General features: G+C 65.8%; 18 protein-coding genes. 14 read left to right on the top strand and 4 right to left on the bottom strand.

Features of this window, described 5'->3' with window-relative positions; genetic code table 11:
• Positions 1-42 precede the first annotated feature (42 nt).
• Positions 43-504, top strand: a complete 462-nt coding sequence (locus AC3G88_RS02265) for a tripartite tricarboxylate transporter TctB family protein (protein ID WP_153945568.1) — start codon at positions 43-45, stop codon at positions 502-504.
• Between the two features lie 13 nt (positions 505-517).
• Positions 518-2,020: a tripartite tricarboxylate transporter permease gene (locus AC3G88_RS02260; protein ID WP_153945569.1), complete on the top strand. Its 1,503-nt coding sequence runs from the start codon at positions 518-520 to the stop codon at positions 2,018-2,020.
• Positions 2,021-2,146: 126 nt separating this feature from the next.
• Here AC3G88_RS02260 and AC3G88_RS02255 read toward each other — a convergent pair whose 3' ends face one another.
• Entirely contained in the window at positions 2,147-3,031 is an 885-nt protein-coding gene (locus AC3G88_RS02255) for a LysR family transcriptional regulator (RefSeq protein ID WP_488770578.1), read from the bottom strand.
• A 165-nt stretch (positions 3,032-3,196) separates the two neighbouring features.
• On the opposite strand from AC3G88_RS02255, the gene AC3G88_RS02250 reads away from it, so the two are divergent.
• Together AC3G88_RS02250 and ggt are read left to right on the top strand one after the other, a co-directional pair.
• A complete protein-coding gene (locus AC3G88_RS02250; RefSeq protein ID WP_488770579.1) occupies positions 3,197-4,174 on the top strand; it encodes a Bug family tripartite tricarboxylate transporter substrate binding protein in 978 nt (325 codons plus the stop codon).
• Positions 4,175-4,248: 74 nt separating this feature from the next.
• A complete protein-coding gene (ggt, locus tag AC3G88_RS02245) occupies positions 4,249-5,874 on the top strand; it encodes a gamma-glutamyltransferase (protein WP_488770580.1) in 1,626 nt (541 codons plus the stop codon).
• Positions 5,875-5,999: 125 nt separating this feature from the next.
• Here ggt and gltS read toward each other — a convergent pair whose 3' ends face one another.
• Positions 6,000-7,196 (bottom strand): sodium/glutamate symporter, encoded by a 1,197-nt coding sequence (gene gltS / locus AC3G88_RS02240; RefSeq protein ID WP_488893098.1) that lies wholly within the window; start codon positions 7,194-7,196, stop codon positions 6,000-6,002.
• 183 nt (positions 7,197-7,379) lie between these two features.
• Here gltS and AC3G88_RS02235 point away from each other — a divergent pair, with 183 nt between their 5' ends.
• A complete protein-coding gene (locus AC3G88_RS02235; protein WP_488770582.1) occupies positions 7,380-8,240 on the top strand; it encodes a PhzF family phenazine biosynthesis protein in 861 nt (286 codons plus the stop codon).
• Between the two features lie 80 nt (positions 8,241-8,320).
• Positions 8,321-8,938: a pyridoxamine 5'-phosphate oxidase family protein gene (locus tag AC3G88_RS02230; RefSeq protein ID WP_488770583.1), complete on the top strand. Its 618-nt coding sequence runs from the start codon at positions 8,321-8,323 to the stop codon at positions 8,936-8,938.
• Positions 8,939-8,957: 19 nt separating this feature from the next.
• Here AC3G88_RS02230 and AC3G88_RS02225 read toward each other — a convergent pair whose 3' ends face one another.
• Positions 8,958-10,442, bottom strand: a complete 1,485-nt coding sequence (locus tag AC3G88_RS02225) for a CoA transferase (RefSeq protein ID WP_488770584.1) — start codon at positions 10,440-10,442, stop codon at positions 8,958-8,960.
• Between the two features lie 311 nt (positions 10,443-10,753).
• Here AC3G88_RS02225 and AC3G88_RS02220 point away from each other — a divergent pair, with 311 nt between their 5' ends.
• The 7 genes from AC3G88_RS02220 (at position 10,754) to AC3G88_RS02190 (ending at position 15,414) form a co-directional block, all read left to right on the top strand.
• Positions 10,754-12,502, top strand: coding sequence for a glutamine--tRNA ligase/YqeY domain fusion protein (locus AC3G88_RS02220; RefSeq protein WP_488770585.1), 1,749 nt, complete (start codon positions 10,754-10,756; stop codon positions 12,500-12,502).
• Between the two features lie 2 nt (positions 12,503-12,504).
• Complete coding sequence (locus AC3G88_RS02215) at positions 12,505-12,735, top strand: RNA-binding S4 domain-containing protein (RefSeq protein WP_092594442.1); 231 nt, start codon at positions 12,505-12,507, stop codon at positions 12,733-12,735.
• Positions 12,736-12,826: 91 nt separating this feature from the next.
• Positions 12,827-13,216 carry an MAPEG family protein gene (locus AC3G88_RS02210; protein ID WP_092594444.1) on the top strand — a complete coding sequence of 130 codons (390 nt, stop codon included), beginning with the start codon at positions 12,827-12,829 and terminating at the stop codon, positions 13,214-13,216.
• A 10-nt stretch (positions 13,217-13,226) separates the two neighbouring features.
• On the top strand, positions 13,227-13,844 hold the full coding sequence (locus AC3G88_RS02205) for a YceI family protein (protein ID WP_488770586.1): 618 nt from the start codon (positions 13,227-13,229) through the stop codon (positions 13,842-13,844).
• Positions 13,845-13,984: 140 nt separating this feature from the next.
• The gene (locus AC3G88_RS02200; RefSeq protein ID WP_153945579.1) at positions 13,985-14,293 is read left to right on the top strand and encodes a hypothetical protein; all 309 of its coding nucleotides are present in this window, start codon (positions 13,985-13,987) and stop codon (positions 14,291-14,293) included.
• A gap of 168 nt (positions 14,294-14,461) precedes the next feature.
• Positions 14,462-15,010: a YaeQ family protein gene (locus AC3G88_RS02195; RefSeq protein WP_488770587.1), complete on the top strand. Its 549-nt coding sequence runs from the start codon at positions 14,462-14,464 to the stop codon at positions 15,008-15,010.
• 56 nt (positions 15,011-15,066) lie between these two features.
• Positions 15,067-15,414, top strand: coding sequence for an FKBP-type peptidyl-prolyl cis-trans isomerase (locus AC3G88_RS02190; protein WP_153945581.1), 348 nt, complete (start codon positions 15,067-15,069; stop codon positions 15,412-15,414).
• Positions 15,415-15,481: 67 nt separating this feature from the next.
• Here AC3G88_RS02190 and AC3G88_RS02185 read toward each other — a convergent pair whose 3' ends face one another.
• Positions 15,482-15,802 (bottom strand): hypothetical protein, encoded by a 321-nt coding sequence (locus tag AC3G88_RS02185; protein WP_400392389.1) that lies wholly within the window; start codon positions 15,800-15,802, stop codon positions 15,482-15,484.
• 199 nt (positions 15,803-16,001) lie between these two features.
• Here AC3G88_RS02185 and AC3G88_RS02180 point away from each other — a divergent pair, with 199 nt between their 5' ends.
• Positions 16,002-16,799 carry a gamma-glutamylcyclotransferase gene (locus AC3G88_RS02180; RefSeq protein WP_488770588.1) on the top strand — a complete coding sequence of 266 codons (798 nt, stop codon included), beginning with the start codon at positions 16,002-16,004 and terminating at the stop codon, positions 16,797-16,799.
• The last annotated feature ends 2 nt before the right edge of the window (positions 16,800-16,801 follow it).

Raw genomic sequence — 16,801 nt, 5'->3', positions numbered from 1 at the left:
TTTTCAAGCAGTCAAAGCTGTGTCATATCGAGGAGAATCATTTTGCGCATACGTAGCCAAAAGGACTTTGCCTCCGGCCTGATGTTCATCCTGGTCGGATTGGGCTTTTCCTTCGTCGCCCGTGGCTATTCCATGGGAACAGCCGCCAAGATGGGACCGGGATACTTCCCGTTCTGGCTCGGCATCGTGCTCGCCCTGCTGGGCGCGCTGGTACTGTGGGGCTCGCTGTCTTCCAGGATGGAAGAAGATCAACTGGCGCGCTGGGACCTGAAGATCCTGCTGTGGATCCTGGGCTCGGTGGTGCTGTTCGGCCTGCTGCTCAAGCCGCTGGGCATGGTGCTGTCCGTGGTGGTACTGGTGCTGGTCTCCTCGATGGCCAGTCATGAATTCAGCTGGAAGGGTGCTGTCCTCAACGCGATCGTGCTGGTGCTGATCAGCATGGGCGCGTTCGTGTACGGCATCAACCTGCAGATGCCGGTGTGGCCGGCTTTCCTGGCAAGCTAAGGAGCCCGCCCTCATGGAACTGTTAGCCAACCTCGGACTGGGCTTCTCGACCGCCCTGTCCTTCCAGAACATCGCCTACGCGTTCCTGGGCTGCGTGCTCGGGACGCTGATCGGCGTGCTGCCGGGCCTGGGCCCGCTGGCCACCATCGCGATGCTGCTGCCCGTGACCTACACGCTGCCCCCGGTGGCCGCGCTGATCATGCTGGCCGGTATCTACTACGGTGCCCAGTACGGCGGCTCGACCACCGCCATCCTGGTCAACCTGCCCGGTGAATCGTCGTCGGTGGTGACCACCATCGATGGCTACCAGATGGCACGGCGCGGCCGCGCCGGCGTGGCGCTGGCCACAGCCGGTATCGGTTCGTTCTTCGCCGGCTGCGTGGCCACGCTGATCCTGGCGGCTTTCGCGGCGCCGCTGTCGGAACTGGCGTTCAAGTTCGGCCCCGCCGAGTACTTCTCGCTGATGGTGCTGGGCCTGATCGGTGCCGTGGTGCTGGCGTCGGGCTCGCTGGTCAAGGCGATTTCGATGATCGTGCTGGGCCTGCTGCTGGGCCTGGTCGGGACGGACGTGAACTCGGGCGCGGCGCGCTTCTCGTTCGACGTGCCCGAGCTGACCGACGGCCTGAACTTCGTGTCGGTGGCCATGGGTGTGTTCGGCTTCGCGGAAATCATCGCGAACCTGGAACAGAAGGAAGCCCGCGAGACCTTCACCGATCACGTGACCAACCTGTTCCCGACCAAGGAAGACTTCAAGCGCATGATCCCTGCCGTGCTGCGTGGCACGGCCCTGGGTTCGGCGCTGGGTATCCTGCCGGGTGGCGGTGCGGCACTGGCTTCGTTTGCAGCCTACTCGCTGGAAAAGAAGACCTCGAAGTACGCACACGAATTCGGCAAGGGCGCCATCGAAGGCGTGGCAGGTCCGGAATCGGCCAACAACGCCGCGGCACAGACGTCATTCATCCCGCTGCTGACGCTGGGTATCCCGCCGAACGCCGTGATGGCGCTGATGGTGGGTGCGATGACGATCCACAACATCCAGCCGGGCCCGCAGGTCATGACCAGCAACCCGGCGCTGTTCTGGGGCCTGATCGCGTCGATGTGGCTGGGCAACCTGATCCTGATCGTCCTGAACCTGCCGATGATCGGTATCTGGGTGAAGCTGCTGAAGGTGCCGTACCGTTACCTGTACCCGGCCATCCTGACGTTCTGCTGCATCGGCGTGTACTCGGTCCAGAACACCACGTTCGACGTGTTCCAGACCGCGGCCTTCGGCATCATCGGCTACCTGTTCATCAAGCTGCGCTGCGAACCGGCACCGCTGCTGCTGGGCTTCGTGCTGGGACCGATGATGGAAGAAAACTTCCGCCGCTCGTTGCTGCTGTCGCGTGGTGACTTCAGCGTGTTCGTGACGCGTCCGCTGTCGCTGGGCCTGCTGATCGCCGCGGCGGTCCTGGTGGCGATCGTGGCCATGCCGTCGATCAAGGCGAAGCGCGAAGAAGCGTTCCAGGAAGAGTAAGGACGTTTCCCCTCGCTGCATGAAACAAGGGCGCCCCTGTGGCGCCCTTTGTCTTTTGGCGGGTCTTTCCTGCCGGGGTCTTTCCCGCCTTTCTTTGGCGTTCCTTGGGGCGCTGGCGCCCGGCCCTCAGTCGCCGAACAGGGCTGCGCAGGCGGTGCGGATGGCCTCGGTGACGTGCACGCGGCCGTGATCGCGCCGCTCCAGCATGCCGATGGTGCGCACGGTGGGATCGCCGCCGGCCCGCAACGGCAGGATGCGCAGCGCGCGGTCGTCGCGCCAGCGGGCACGCTTGAGCAGCGGCACCACTGTCACGCCCACTTCCTGCCGGACCAGTTCCACCAGCGCCTCGATCGAGTTCAGTTCCAGATATTCGTTGGTGCGAAGGTGGGCGCGGCGCAACGCGCGTTCCACCAGCGCGCCGGTGCGCTGGCTACGGTCGAAGCGCAGGAACGGGTTGGCAGCGAGTGCTTGCCGTGCATCGTCGCCCTGACTGCCACGTGCCGCAATCGCCACAAGCGGTTCGTCATACAGCGGGGTCCAGTGCAGCGTGCCGGCCAGGCGTGCCGAGCCCTCCACCACAAAGGCGGCGTCGAGCTCTCCGCTTTCCACCATGGCCGCCAGTTCGAACGACTTGGCGCCGATCAGCCTGACATCGAGCGCCGGATAGGTCCGCTTCATCTGCGCCACCACGTGCGACAGCCCGCCCATTACGGAAACCACCGCGCCCACCGCCACCGCCCCGGCCATCGCCTCGGTGTCGGCCAGCGGCACGCGCATGTCGTCGTAGAGCGCCAGCAGCCGGCGCGCCTGGGGCAGCAGCGCCCGGCCATCGGCATTGAGCACGGCCACCCGGCCGCTGCGGTCGAACAGGGCGCGACGCAACTCTTCCTCCAGCGACCGCATCTGGAGGCTGACTGCCGCCTGCGTCACCGCCACCTGGCCGGCGGCGGCGGCAAACGACCCGTGTTCGGCCACGGCGACGAAGGTTCTCAGAAAGCGGATCGTGCTCATTGCTGGTGCATCTTTCGGGGCGCGCGCCGGAGGGCGGCCATCCTCAAGAATTTCTTGTCAATCAAGCAAGGAATATTAACTTTCATTGTGGAGGCGGGCGCGGAATAATTTGTGTTTTCCTGCCGCAGTTCCACGTCGCACCCATCCGTCCCGGAGACGCAACACATGAAATCCTGGCTACGCCATTTTGGCATCGGCCTTGCCACGAGCCTGACCCTTGCTGCCGCCCCGTCGCATGCCGACACCTTTCCCAGCAAGCCGATCCGCCTAATCGTGCCGTTTCCGGCCAGCGGTGCCACTGACCTGCTGGCACGCGCCATCGCCCAGAAGGTAGGCCAGAACCTGGGCCAGCAGATCGTGGTCGACAACCGGCCCGGCGCCGGCGGCGCCATCGGTTCTGACATGGCCGCCAAGGCCGCGCCGGACGGCTACACGATCCTGATCGCCACCACCAGCACACATTCGATCGGGCCGTACATCAATACGCACCTGCCGTACAACACCGAAACGGACTTCACGCCGATTGGCCAGGTGGCCACCGCCACCAACGTGCTGGTGGTGCCCAACCAGCTGCCGGTCAAGAACGTCAAGGAACTGATCGACTACGCCAGGAAGCATCCGGGCGAGCTGAACTATGCGTCGAGCGGCAATGGCACCGTGGTCCACCTGACCGCCGAGGCCTTCAAGGCGCAGGCCGGCGTGTTCATCACGCACATCCCGTATCGCGGCACCGCGCTGGCCGTGCCCGACCTGATCTCGAACAAGGTGCAGGTGCTGTTCGACAGCATCGTGTCCGGCATGCCGCACGTGAAGGACGGCAAGCTCAAGGCACTGGCCGTGACCAGCCTGAAACGTTCGCCGTTGGCGCCGGACCTGCCTACCGTCAGCGAATCGGGCCTGCCGGGCTTTGAATCGGATACCTGGTTCGGCATCTATGGTCCCAAGGGCCTGCCGCCCGAGATCGTCAGCCGCCTGAATGCCGAGTTCAACAAGGCCATTCAGTCGCAGGACGTCAAGGACCGTCTGGCCAAGCTGGGCGCCGAACCGATTGGCGGCACGCCGGCCCAGTTCGCCGCGATGGTGAAGAAGGACAGCGCACGCTGGGGCAAGCTGATCAAGGATCGCAAGATCCAGGTCGACTAAGCACAAGCAGGACAAGCGGGCGACAATGGCGTCGCCCTGCCGAGCACGACAACCAGGCAGCAAAGAGAGACACCATGCAGAACTTCAACTGGACCAATCCCTATCCCACCGTGCGCATTCCGCTGTTCGCGCGCAACGTGGTATCGACCTCGCACCCGCTGGCCGCACAGGCCGGCCTGCGCATGCTGCTCAAGGGCGGCAATGCCGTGGATGCCGCCATCGCCGCTGCCGCAGCCATCACGCTGGTGGAGCCGGTGTCGTGCGGGCTGGGCAGCGATGCCTTTGCGATCCTCTGGGATGGCAAGGAACTGCATGGCCTGAACGCGTCGGGCGTGGCCCCGAAGGCCTGGAGCCCCGAATACTTCAAGAACAAGTACGGGGTGGACGGCAACGGACTGGCCAACCGGCCGATCCGCGGCTGGGATTCGGTGACCGTGCCCGGCGTGATCGCCGGCTGGGCCGCGCTGCACGAGCGATTCGGCAAGCTGCCGTTCGAGGACCTCATGGAGCCCGCCATCGAGATCGCCGAACGCGGCTACGCCGTGCCGCCGGTGGTGGCGCACAAGTGGGCCGCCGCCGTACCGGACCTCAAGAGCCAGCCCGGCTTTGCCGACACGTTCATGCCCAACGGCCGCGCGCCGCACGTGGGCGAAAAGTTCGTGTTCAGGAATGCCGCCGAGACGCTGCGCAAGATCGGCGCCACAAAGGGCCGCGCCTACTACGAAGGCGAGATCGCCGAGAAGATCGCCGCGTTCAGCAAGGAATGCGGCGCCGCGATGACGCTGGACGACCTGCGGAACTATCGCCCCGAATGGGTCAAGCCGATCAGCAAGTCGTATCGCGGCTACGACGTCCATGAGATTCCGCCCAATGGCCAGGGCATTGCCGCGCTGATGGCGCTGGGCATCCTGGACCAGTTCGACCTGGGCGCGCTGCCCGTGGATTCGGTCGATTCGCAGCACCTGCAGATCGAGGCGATGAAGCTGGCCTTTGCCGATCTGTACCGCTATGTGGCCGACCCGCGCAGCATGGAGGTCACCCCCGAACAGATGCTGGACGATGCATACCTGAAGTCGCGCGCCAAGCTGATCGACATGCAGCGTGCCACGCATTTCAACTTCGGCATGCCGCGCACGGGCGGCACGATCTACCTGACCGCCGCCGACGAGAACGGCATGATGATCTCGTTCATCCAGTCGAACTACATGGGCTTCGGGTCGGGCGTGGTGGTACCGGGCACCGGTATCAGCCTGCAAAATCGTGGCGTGGGCTTCTCGATGGACCCCAAGTCGGCCAATGTGGTGGAAGGCGGCAAGCGCCCGTTCCACACGATCATCCCGGCGTTCCTGACCAAGGACGGCCAGCCCGTGATGAGCTTCGGCGTGATGGGCGGCGACATGCAGCCCCAGGGCCATTTGCAGACCGTCGTGCGCATGCTCGACTACAACCAGCAGCCGCAGGCCGCTTGCTGCGCGCCGCGCTGGAAGGTCAACCGCGACTTCACGCTGGACGTTGAAGGCACCATGGACCCGAACACCGTGGCCGGCCTGAAGGACCGCGGCCACAAGCTCAAGTCGGTGGAAGACCCGTATATGGACTTCGGCTCGGGCCAGTTCATCTGGCGCCTGTCGGAAGACGCCGAGCAAGGCTACGTGGCCGCCAGCGACAGCCGCCGCGACGGCCAGGCCGTGGGCTTCTGACGCAACACCACTGGACGTATCGATATCGTAGTACCGCAGTGGGTAACACCGTAGTGGATGTCCTGCGAGGCGCCACGGAACCATCCGTGGCGCCTTTTTTATGCCGCAGCGGTATCCGTGCGGCGTCAGTAGATCGGCAGGCTCAGGAACAGCTTGATGACCACGGCGTTGACGATATCGATGAAGAAGGCACCTACCATCGGCACAATCAGGAAGGCCAGGTGCGACGGGCCGTAGCGGTCCGTGATGGCCTGCATGTTGGCGATGGCCGTGGGCGTGGCCCCGAGGCCGAAGCCGCAATGGCCGGCGGCCAGCACGGCGGCATCGTAGTTGCGGCCCATGACCCGGAAGGTAACGAAGATCGCATAGGCGGCCATGGCGCCGGTCTGCACCAGCAGGATCAGCAGCATCGGCAGCGCCAGCGAGGCCAGCTCCCACAAGCGCAGGCTCATCAGCGCCATCGCCAGGAACATCGACAGGCTCACGTTGCCCAGCACCGACAGCGCGCGATCGAAGACCGTGTACCAGCCCAGCAGCGCGAGCCCGTTGCGCAGCAGCACCCCGACGAACAGCACCCAGACAAAGGTCGGCAGTTCCAGCCAGCTGCCCTTGAACACGTCGCCCAGCGCCTGCCCCGCGGTCAGGCAGACCAGGATCAGCGCCAGGGTCTCGATCAGCGCCGATGCCGTGATCGGCCGCACCGCCTGGGGATTCTCGAAGTTGAGCACGCGGTCATCGCCGGCACCCACGCCCGGCTTGGTCACATTGCGCAGCAGGTAGCGCGCCACCGGGCCGCCAATCAGGCCGCCCAGCACCAGGCCGAACGTGGCGCACGCCACGCCAAGCTCCATGGCGTACGACATGCCGAACTGCTCGACAAACGTCTTGCCCCAGGCCGCGCTGGTGCCGTGACCGCCCGACAGCGCGATCGACCCGGCCAGCAGGCCGGTGGCCGGATGCAGGCCCAGCGCGCTGGCCAGCCCGACGCCGATCGCGTCCTGGATCACCAGCAAGCCCGCCACCGCGACCAGGAAGATGCCGATCGACTTGCCGCCCTGCTTCAGGCTGGCAAGATTGGCGCTCAGGCCAAGCGTGGCAAAGAAGGCGAGCATCAGCGGCGTCTGCGCGGTGGTGTCGAACTTCACCTGCACGTCCGCGGTAAAGCGGGCCAGGGCCAGGCATAGCGCCACGACCAGTCCGCCCACGACCGGCTCGGGAATGTTGAAGGTGCGTAGCGGCGTTGTGACGTGCAGCAGCTTGCGTCCGACCAGCAGCACCAGCGATGCCGCGACGAGCGTTTCGTAGTTGTTGAGTTCCAGCATGGCGAGCAACCAAAAAACCTCAATTCTTGGCGCCCCGCCTGCTCTCGCCAATCGCATTCCGCTTAAAGTGCGAAGCGGATGCCAAGCGCAACTGTTCCGTTGCACTTGCATGAAACTGTGCATGGCTTCGGCGCATCGCTTCCCTACACTATGTGGTTTCCCATCCACGCCCGCGAAACGCCCATGGCCACCTACGCATACCGAATCGTCAATGTCTTTGCCGAATCCACTTTTGGCGGCAATCCCCTGTGTGTGTTCGAGGATGCGCGCGGCATGGACGATGCCACCATGCAGGCCCTGGCCCTGCAGTTCAACCTGTCCGAGACGACGTTCGTCCTGCCGTCCGACAAGGCCAACGCGGCCGTCCGCATCTTTACGCCCGGCTACGAGATGCGCTTTGCCGGCCATCCCACGCTGGGCACCGCCCACGTGGTGCGCGATCTGGCCCAGACCGGCAACGCGCTGTCGCTGGAGTTCAAGGCCGGAGTCGTTCCCGTGACCGCCGTGGCGGACCGCTGGACGCTGACCGCCCCGCACCAGGGGGCGCCCAGGACGGCGCCGGCCGGCCTGCCCGATGCCGAGATGGCATCGCTGCTGGGCCTGCAGGCCGACGACCTGGCCGGCGCGCCGATCTGGGTCGATACGGGCGCCGACCAGCTGTTGGTGCCGCTGAAGACGCCCGACGCCGTGCGCCGCGCCCAGCCCGACAGCAGCCGCCTGGACCGCTGGCCGCAAAGCAGCCTGGGCCGCAAGACTGCCTACGTGTTTGCCTTCGATCCCGAACAGCCGGGCAAGGTGCTGGTGCGCTATTTCTTCACCAAGCAGGGCGGGGGCGTGGCGGAAGATCCGGGTACCGGCTCGGCATGTGCGAACCTGGGGGGCTGGCTGGTGGCCACCGGTCATGCGCTGCCGGCCCGCTATGAAGTCGATCAGGGTGAATTCGTCGATCGACGATGCCGGCTGGACCTTGCCGTGACCGCCGAAGGCACAATCCGCGTGGGCGGCCGCGTGATCGAACTGGGTCGCGGCACAGTCAGCATCTGACCGCACAGACCATCGAACCTTGGGGGATGTGCGTCATACTGGCGCCTTCCTCTCCACGCCCACCCTTCGCGAGCTGTCCCATGCCATCGCACGACATCACTACGCTGGCCGACCTCGAGGCGCTCTACGCCGAGCCCGGCGCCGCCTCGTTGGCCAAGGAAGTCGACTACCTGCATCCGCACTATCGCGCGTTCGTCGAAGCCTCGCCGTTCTGCCTGCTTTCCACGATGAACAAACAGGGCGGCGACTGCTCGCCGCGCGGCGATGCGCCCGGTTTCGTGCAGGTGCTGGACGACCGCACGCTGCTGCTGCCCGACCGGCGCGGCAACAATCGCATCGACAGTCTGCGTAATATCCTGGCCGACCCGCGCGTGGGGCTGCTGTTCCTGGTGCCCGGCGTCAATGAAACGCTACGCATCAGCGGCACCGCTACCGTTTCGACGGACCCGGACCTGATCGCCCGCTGCATGATGCAGGACAAGGCGCCCACCACGGTACTGGTGATCCGCATCCACTCAGTATTCTTTCAGTGCGCGCGCGCCCTGCTGCGCTCGCGCCTGTGGCTGGCCGAGGCGCAGGTGCCACGCGAGGCGCTGCCCAGCACCGGCACCATGCTGGCCACGCTGAGCCAGAACGCGATCGATGGCGCCGCCTACGACCGCGATCTGCCCGACCGCGTACGCACCACGCTGTATTAGGCCCCGGCCCGCCGGGCGATTAACGCGGGAGCCACGCCGCCGCGTGCGTGCCCAGCGGCACCGACGGCAACGCCCAGTGGGCGGGCGTCTCCGACAGGTGCGCCGCGTGGCGCACCACGGTCAGTTCGCCGAAGCCCGACTCTTCCACTTCGAGCAGATCGGAAATTTCGTCGATATGCTGGTCCGGCACCGCCGCGCCACCCGGCACGCGCCCGAGGCTGCGCAGCCACTGCCCCACCTGCGCCAGCGATACGCGCACGTGCCAGCTGCCCCCTTCCACCGCGCGCCGATGCAGCGCCACCATTGCGCCGAACGCCAGCAGATAGCCTGAGGCGTGGTCCAGCACCTGCGCCGGCAGCGGCTTTGGCTCCGCGCTGCCGGCCGCCTGCGCTTCGTCGGTATTGATGCCGGTGGCGGTCTGCACCAGCGAATCGAAGCCCCGCTTGCCCGACCATGGCCCCACATGGCCGTAGGCGGACAGCGACACGTAGACGATGCCAGGGCGGGCCCGCGCCGCCGCCTCGGGTCCGGCGCCCAGTTCCGCCAGTCCGTTGGGACGGTAGCCCTGCACCACCACATCGGCACCGTGGAACAGCTTGTGCAGCGTGCGCTTGTCGTCGGCATCGCGCAGGTCAAGCTGGCATGACCGTTTGCCCCGGCCCGTATCGATCACCAGCGAGGGCATCGACGGCAGGTGCGCGGCCGTCACCAGCAGCACGTCGGCCCCATGCGCGGCCAGCGTGCGGCCAGCGACCGGCCCCGCGATGATGCGCGTGAAGTCCAGCACCCGGACACCGCTCAACGGCCGTGCATCGACATTGATCTCGGCATGGGGCCCGAACGCTGGCAGCGGTTCCGGCGGCGCATCGCCGATCTTTTCGATGATCACCGGCGGCAGCCCCTGCAGTGCCTGGGCCTGCGGATGCCGCAGCCATTCGTCGAGCGAGCGCATGGCCGACACGACCATGCCGGCGTCCGATGCGACCGTCTCGAAATCCTCGGCCTTCCACCCCGACAGCGCCGCCCGTACGGCGTCCTTGTCATACGCGCATTTGAGTATTTTCAGAACGCCGTCGCGATGGTGGGGAAAATTCGTATGCAGGCGCACCCATCGGCCGTCCCCCGCCGGATACAGGCCGGCGATCTTGTCCCAGAGCTCGGGCGCCGGCCCGCCGTTGACACGCAGGTAGCGTTCGCTACGGAACTCCGCCAGCGCATGGCGCATATCGACCGACACATCCTGCCAGCGGCCGGTGCGGTGGGCCCAGATCGCGGCCGCCGCCAGCGCCGACGCGCCCAGGCTGGCCTGCGCGGCGGTGCCGATGGCGAAACTGGACGGCAGAATGGGATCCTGGCCGGTCAGCGTGACATGGGACAGCGCTTCGGGCGGCATGGCGGCGGCGCTCCACAGCGCGGCAAGCACGTCGGCGGGTGCCTGGTGGACGGCGGCGCGGCCGGGGCCGGCGGCGTCGGGGGGGTTCGTGGCGGAACTGGCGGCATTCATGGCATGTATTCCTGCGGCGGGAATGGAGACGGCATGCGACGATGACGTCGCACGGAGCATGCGCGAGGCGGGTACGCAGAGCCGTACCGTGCCGTGGATTCTGCACCACTTTGGCCCGTTGCGCCGTGAGACGAATCCGAATTTCGTGACGCACCGCCGGGTTGCGCCGCAGGCACGGTAAAATCGCCCCATTCGCCGGACTTTCCTCGCCATTCCAGCGCACCCAATCCAGGAACACCAGGAACGCGGCCGGGTCGATCCAGACCGGGCCGGTCCACCAGTTATCGAGCCGCAGGTGATGCGGCGCCAACATGAGCCACGACAACAAGCCTACCGACACGCCAGCCGCCTCCAACTTCCTGCGGAGCATCATCGACCAGGACCTCGCCGCCGGCACGTACGGCGGCCGCACGGACAAGCAGGGCGAGCCGCTGCCGACCGTCATCACGCGCTTTCCGCCGGAGCCGAACGGCTACCTGCACATCGGCCACGCCAAGAGCATTTGCGTGAACTTCGGCCTGGCCCGCGACTATGCCGGCCGCTGCCACCTGCGCTTCGACGACACGAACCCGGTCAAGGAAGACACCGAATACGTCGATTCGATCATCGACGCGGTGCACTGGCTCGGGTTCTCATGGGATGCCAGGCAGCCCGGCGGCGAGCCGCATCTTTACTACGCGAGCGACTACTTCGACCGCCTGTACCAGTTCGCCGAGACCCTGATCGAGCGTGGCGTGGCCTATGTGGACAGCCAGAGCGCCGAACAGATTGCCGCCAGCCGCGGCAATTTCTCGGAGCCCGGCAAGCCGTCGCCGTTCCGCGACCGCTCCGTCGAGGAAAACCTGAAGCTGTTCCGCGAGATGCGCGACGGCAAGTACGGTGACGGCGAGCACGTGCTGCGCGCGAAGATCGACATGGCGGCGCCGAACATCGTGATGCGCGACCCGGTGCTCTATCGCATCCGCCATGCCCATCACCACCGGACCGGCGACAAGTGGTGCATCTATCCGATGTACGACTTCACGCACTGCATCTCGGACGCGATCGAGAACATCACGCACTCGCTGTGCACGCTCGAATTCGAGAACAACCGCCCGCTTTATGACTGGGTGCTGGAACACCTGCGCGATGCCGGCGTCTTCGCCAGCCCGCTGCCGCACCAGTACGAATTCGCCCGCCTGAACCTGACGTATGCGATCACCAGCAAGCGCAAGCTCAAGCAGCTGGTGGACGAAAAGCGCGTGGACGGCTGGGACGACCCGCGCATGCCGACCATCGTCGGGATGCGACGCCGCGGCTATACGCCGGAATCGATCCAGCTGTTCTGCGACCGCATCGGCGTGTCGAAGGCCGACAGCTGGATTGACATGAGCACGCTGGAAGGCGCCGTGCGCGACGACCTCGATGCCCGTGCCCCGCGCAGCGTGGGCGTGCTGGACCCGGTCAAGCTGATTCTGGACAACTATCCCGAGGGCCAGAGCGAGGAATGCTCGGCGCCGGTGCACCCGAAGCTGCCGGAAATGGGCCGCCGCGTGTTCCCGCTGTCGCGCGAGCTGTGGATCGAGCGCGACGACTTCACCGAGACCCCGCCGAAGGGCTATTTCCGCCTGTTCCCGGGCAACAAGGTGCGCCTGCGCTACGGCTACGTGATCGAATGCACAGGCGTGGACAAGGACGCCGACGGCAACGTGGTCGCCGTGCATGCGAACTACCTGCCGGAAACCAAGAGCGGCACGCCGGGCGCGGACAGCGTCAAGGTCAAGGGCAACATTCACTGGGTCAGCGCGGCGCATGCCTGCCCGGCCGAAGTGCGCCTGTACGACCGCCTGTTCAACGACCCGAATCCCGATGCCGGCGGCAAGAATTTCCTCGATGCGCTGAACCCGGACTCGAAGAAGGTAGTGACCGCCTACCTGGAACCGGGCCTGCGCGACGCCAAGCCGGAAGAACGCTTCCAGTTCGAGCGTCACGGCTATTTCGTTGCGGACCGTACCGATTCGCAGCCCGGCAAGCCAGTGTTCAACCGCACGGTTGGCCTCAAGGACAGCTGGGGCAAGTGAGCATGGCACAGACGATTACGTTTCCGCTCGAGGGCGAGTTCATTGCCCTGAATGACCTGCTCAAGGTGGCTGGCGTCTGCGACAGCGGTGGCGCCGGCAAGGCGCTGGTCGCGGCTGGCGAGGTCTCGGTGGACGGTACGCCGGAGTCGCGCAAGACTGCCAAGATCCGCGCCGGCCAGGTGGTGGGCGTTGGCGGCGCTGACGGCGTTCGCATCAAGGTCGTCGCCGCCTGAACCCGCCTTGGGGCGCTCCACGGCCCCGGCACAAATGGAAAGGAGGCGGCGGCTCATGCCGCCTCCGCACCGAAACACGCAAGGAGTGTTCATGCCGATCGCGTTCTGGTGTGTATTGCTGGCAGGCCTGATGCCAGTGCTGACTGTCTCCATCGCCAAGGCCGGCAGTCGTGCCGGCACTTTCGATAACCACGACCCGCGCGCGTGGCTGGAAAGGCAAAGCGGCCGCGCCCGCCGCGCGGACATGGCGCACCGCAATCATTTCGAAGCGTTTCCGTTCTTTGCCGCGGCGGTCTTCACGGCCACGCATCTGGCGGCGCCCCAGGCCCGCATCAACGAACTGGCCATGGTGTTCATCGTGGTCCGGATCCTCTACACGATCTGCTACCTGACCGATCGCGCCACGCTGCGGACGCTATGCTGGACGATTGGCTATCTGACGGTGATCGGCATTTTCCTGCTTCCCGTGTTCGTTCACTGAGCCCACGGCCATGCCGACGCGACACCCTTCCCGTATTTCGCGCGCCCCGCTGGCCGCCCTTGCCACGCTCGCGGCCCTGACGGGCACGCCAGCCCTGGCGGCGCCCACGCAGTACACCGTCGATCCCACACACACCAGCGTCTATTTCGGCGTCAGCCACTTCGATCGCACCAGCGTGCGCGGCCGGTTCGGCAAGATCGATGGGCGTGTGATCTACGACCCGGCCACGGGTGCGGGATCGATCGACTTCACGGTGGACACCGATTCGGTCGACAGCGGCAACCGCAGTCTCGACGGTGTGCTGCGCTCGGCCCAGTTTCTTGACGCCCAGACGTTTCCGGTGGCCCGGCTCCAGGCCAGCCAGTTTGTAACGGAAGGCGGCAAGCTGGTTGCCGTGGAAGGCATGTTCACCCTCCATGGCGTAGCCCAGCCCATCAGGCTAGAGGCGGACCGCTTCAGTTGCGGCCAGACCGCCCTGTTCGGCATCCGGCGCGATGTGTGCGGTGGTGATTTTCGCGCCACATTCTCTCGAAGCGCCTTCGGCATGACGCGTTTCCTGCCCGATGTTGGCGATAGCGTCACATTGCAGATTTCGGTGGAAGCCATGCCGGCGGGGTCCGCGCCATAATTAAGAAAAAAGCGAGGCCGTGCGTTGCGATGACGGCCCAACGTCACCTTTTGGGACAAAATCTTCAGTAAAATCAGCGCCTTGCCTATTCCCATCCTGCCGCGTTTCGCCTAAGCAAACCCGGCTATCCGCGAGTCAAGATGAGCCTCATCTCCCTCAACGACGTCGTTTCGGCGTCGCTGGCTGCTGCCGGTGCGTGCCTGGCATGCAGCTTTCCTGCCGATTTCCTCCGTCGCTTTCCGCTGTGGGCCTTCAAGACCTACGGCCGGGCCGCCCTGCTGCTGCCGCTGCTGACCGGCATGGTCGGCATCCTGCTGACGCGCCTGATTGTGGAAGGCAAGATCAACAGCGATGGCGGCCTGGCCCTGGTTGCCGCGGCGGCGTTCCTGGGGCTGGTGCTGGTATCGGCCATGCTGCGCTTCTGGCTGGGCGAATACCGCAAGTCCTGAAGACCGGCCCGGCCGGCCTTGCCGGGCCGGGTTGCTTCCCCCCGCAGTCTGAGCGGGCCGGCGCACATACCCGCGCCGGTTTTCCATCGCGCCGCCGCGCGGATCACGTATGATTCCGCCTTTCGCGTGCCCGGCACCGTTGCCGGCGCGCGCCGCATTTCCGACCCCATGGCGCTCAAATCCACGATTTTCAAGGCCGAACTGTCCGTCTCGGACATGGACCGGCCGTACTACGGCAGTCATACGCTGACCATTGCGCAGCATCCGTCCGAGAACGATGCCCGCATGATGGTCCGCCTGCTGGCCTTTGCCTGCGAAGCCACCGAAACCATGGCGTTCACGCGTGGCCTGGACGAACCCGACGAACCGGACCTCTGGGACAAGTCCCTCACGGGCGACATCCTCCACTGGATCGACCTGGGCCAGTCCGACGAAACCCGCCTGAAGCGCGCCGCTGCGCGCGCCGACCACGTTACCGTCTATACCTATCAGAGCGCCAGCGCCCGCGAATGGTGGAAGGGCATGGCCGGCAAGGCCAGCAAGCTGCGCAACGTGACCGTCTACAATGTGCCGTCCGAAGCCGTGGACGCGCTGGCACAGATGGCCCAGCGTGCCATGCGCCTGTCCGTGACCATCCAGGACGGCGACATCTGGGTCAGCGACGACGATCACAACGTGCAGCTGACGCGCGACGTGCTCCAGCGCGCCGACGACTGATCACACAGGCGGCCGTCGGTTCTATTTCCCGCCACACAGAAAAAAGGAAAATCGCGATGCATACCAATCCCTCCGGCCTGCAATACGAAGACACCATCGTCGGCTCGGGCGACGAAGCCACGGCTGGCAAGCACGTGACCGTGCATTACACCGGCTGGCTCTACGAAAACGGCCAACCGGGCCGCAAGTTCGATTCGAGCAAGGACCGCAATGACCCGTTCGTCTTCCCGCTGGGCGCCGGCCACGTGATCCGTGGCTGGGACGAAGGCGTGCAAGGCATGAAGGTCGGCGGCACGCGCCGCCTGGTGATCCCGGCCGATCTGGGCTACGGCGCGCGCGGCGCCGGCGGCGTGATTCCGCCGAACGCCACCCTGCTGTTCGAAGTGGAACTGCTGTCGGTCTGATTCCGGCGCACACAGCAAAAAACGGACGCCTCGGCGTCCGTTTTTGTTGATGCGGGGCCCTAAACGGTCAGAAACCGATGGCGGCGTTGCCCACGTCGATACGCACCTTGTCGCGATCCAGCAGGCGGCCGGCATGGCGGGCAAAGTCCTGCGCCCAGTCGGCGTTGCCGGCAAACCGGCTCTCGCCGGAGAACTTCGCGACATTAAGGATCTTGTCGATCACAAGCACCTTGCCCACGGGGCTCGATGCCTGGCAGTCCAGCTCGGCATATTCGCGGTCGAACCAGCGCCAGGCGGCATCCTCGGTGACCGCCGCCAGCTCGTTGTCGCCCAGCGTGAATTCAAATTCCTTGCCGCTGCCAAATACCACGGTCAGGGTGTGCGCCATGTGCGGTTTCTCCGAGATTCGCCGAGCGTTGAACGACAGTTGCCTGCGTTAGGGCCCCTATTGTAGTGACATGGTCCACGATCCGGCCAATCGATCGGGCAGCCGCCCCCCTCACGACCGTTGCCTGCTGCACACACCTTGCACCAGATGTGTGGTTTGCTTGCGACGCATCAATGCGCTTTGGATTATTCTTTCAGCCATGGCCATTACAAGACAGGACCTCGAAGCAAACAGGCTGCGCACGACGCTGTGCAGCACGCCGGTCGCGTCTTCGCTGTTGCCCGAGGCCGATGTGGAGCGATCGCTGCGCCAGACGCTGGCCAGCCGCCCCGACACCCCCGGACTGGACGGCGACGTCTGGGTCTTCGGCTACGGATCGCTGATCTGGAACCCGATGGTGGTCCATACCGAAAGCCGCCTGGCCACCGTGCATGGCTACCACCGCGGCTTCTACCTGTATTCCAAAATCAATCGCGGCACCTGGGACAACCCCGGGCTGGTGCTCGGGCTGGACCGCGGCGGCTGCTGCACGGGCATGGTGTTCCGCATCCCCCGCCACGTCGTCGAGCAGGAATTCCGCGTGCTGTGGCGCCGCGAGATGATGACCGGCGCCTATCACCCGCGCTGGCTGCGCGTGAAGCTGGACGCCGACCCTGACGCGCCCGAACAGCGGGCGCTCGCTTTCGTGATGAATCGCGAACATGCCGGCTACGCCGGCCGGCTGCCCGATGCGCGCGTCGTGGACTGCCTGCGCCACGCCTGCGGCCTGTACGGGCCAGCCCGCGAATATCTGCACCAGACCCTGCTGGGGCTGGCCACGCATGGCGTGGACGACCCCTACCTGGGCCGGCTCTGGCGCCAGCTGCAGGAAAGCGACGCTGCCGAAGCCGCCAGCGACGCCTGTGCCGTCACCACGCCGGCAGGAATTTCGGCCTCTGCGGCGACCTGCCCCGAGGACGCCGTGGCTGCCACGGCCCATCCCCACGAAACCGTCTGACC

Source organism: Cupriavidus sp. 86D6 (genome assembly GCF_057815095.1).
This window is presented reverse-complemented; position numbering and strand designations above follow the sequence as displayed.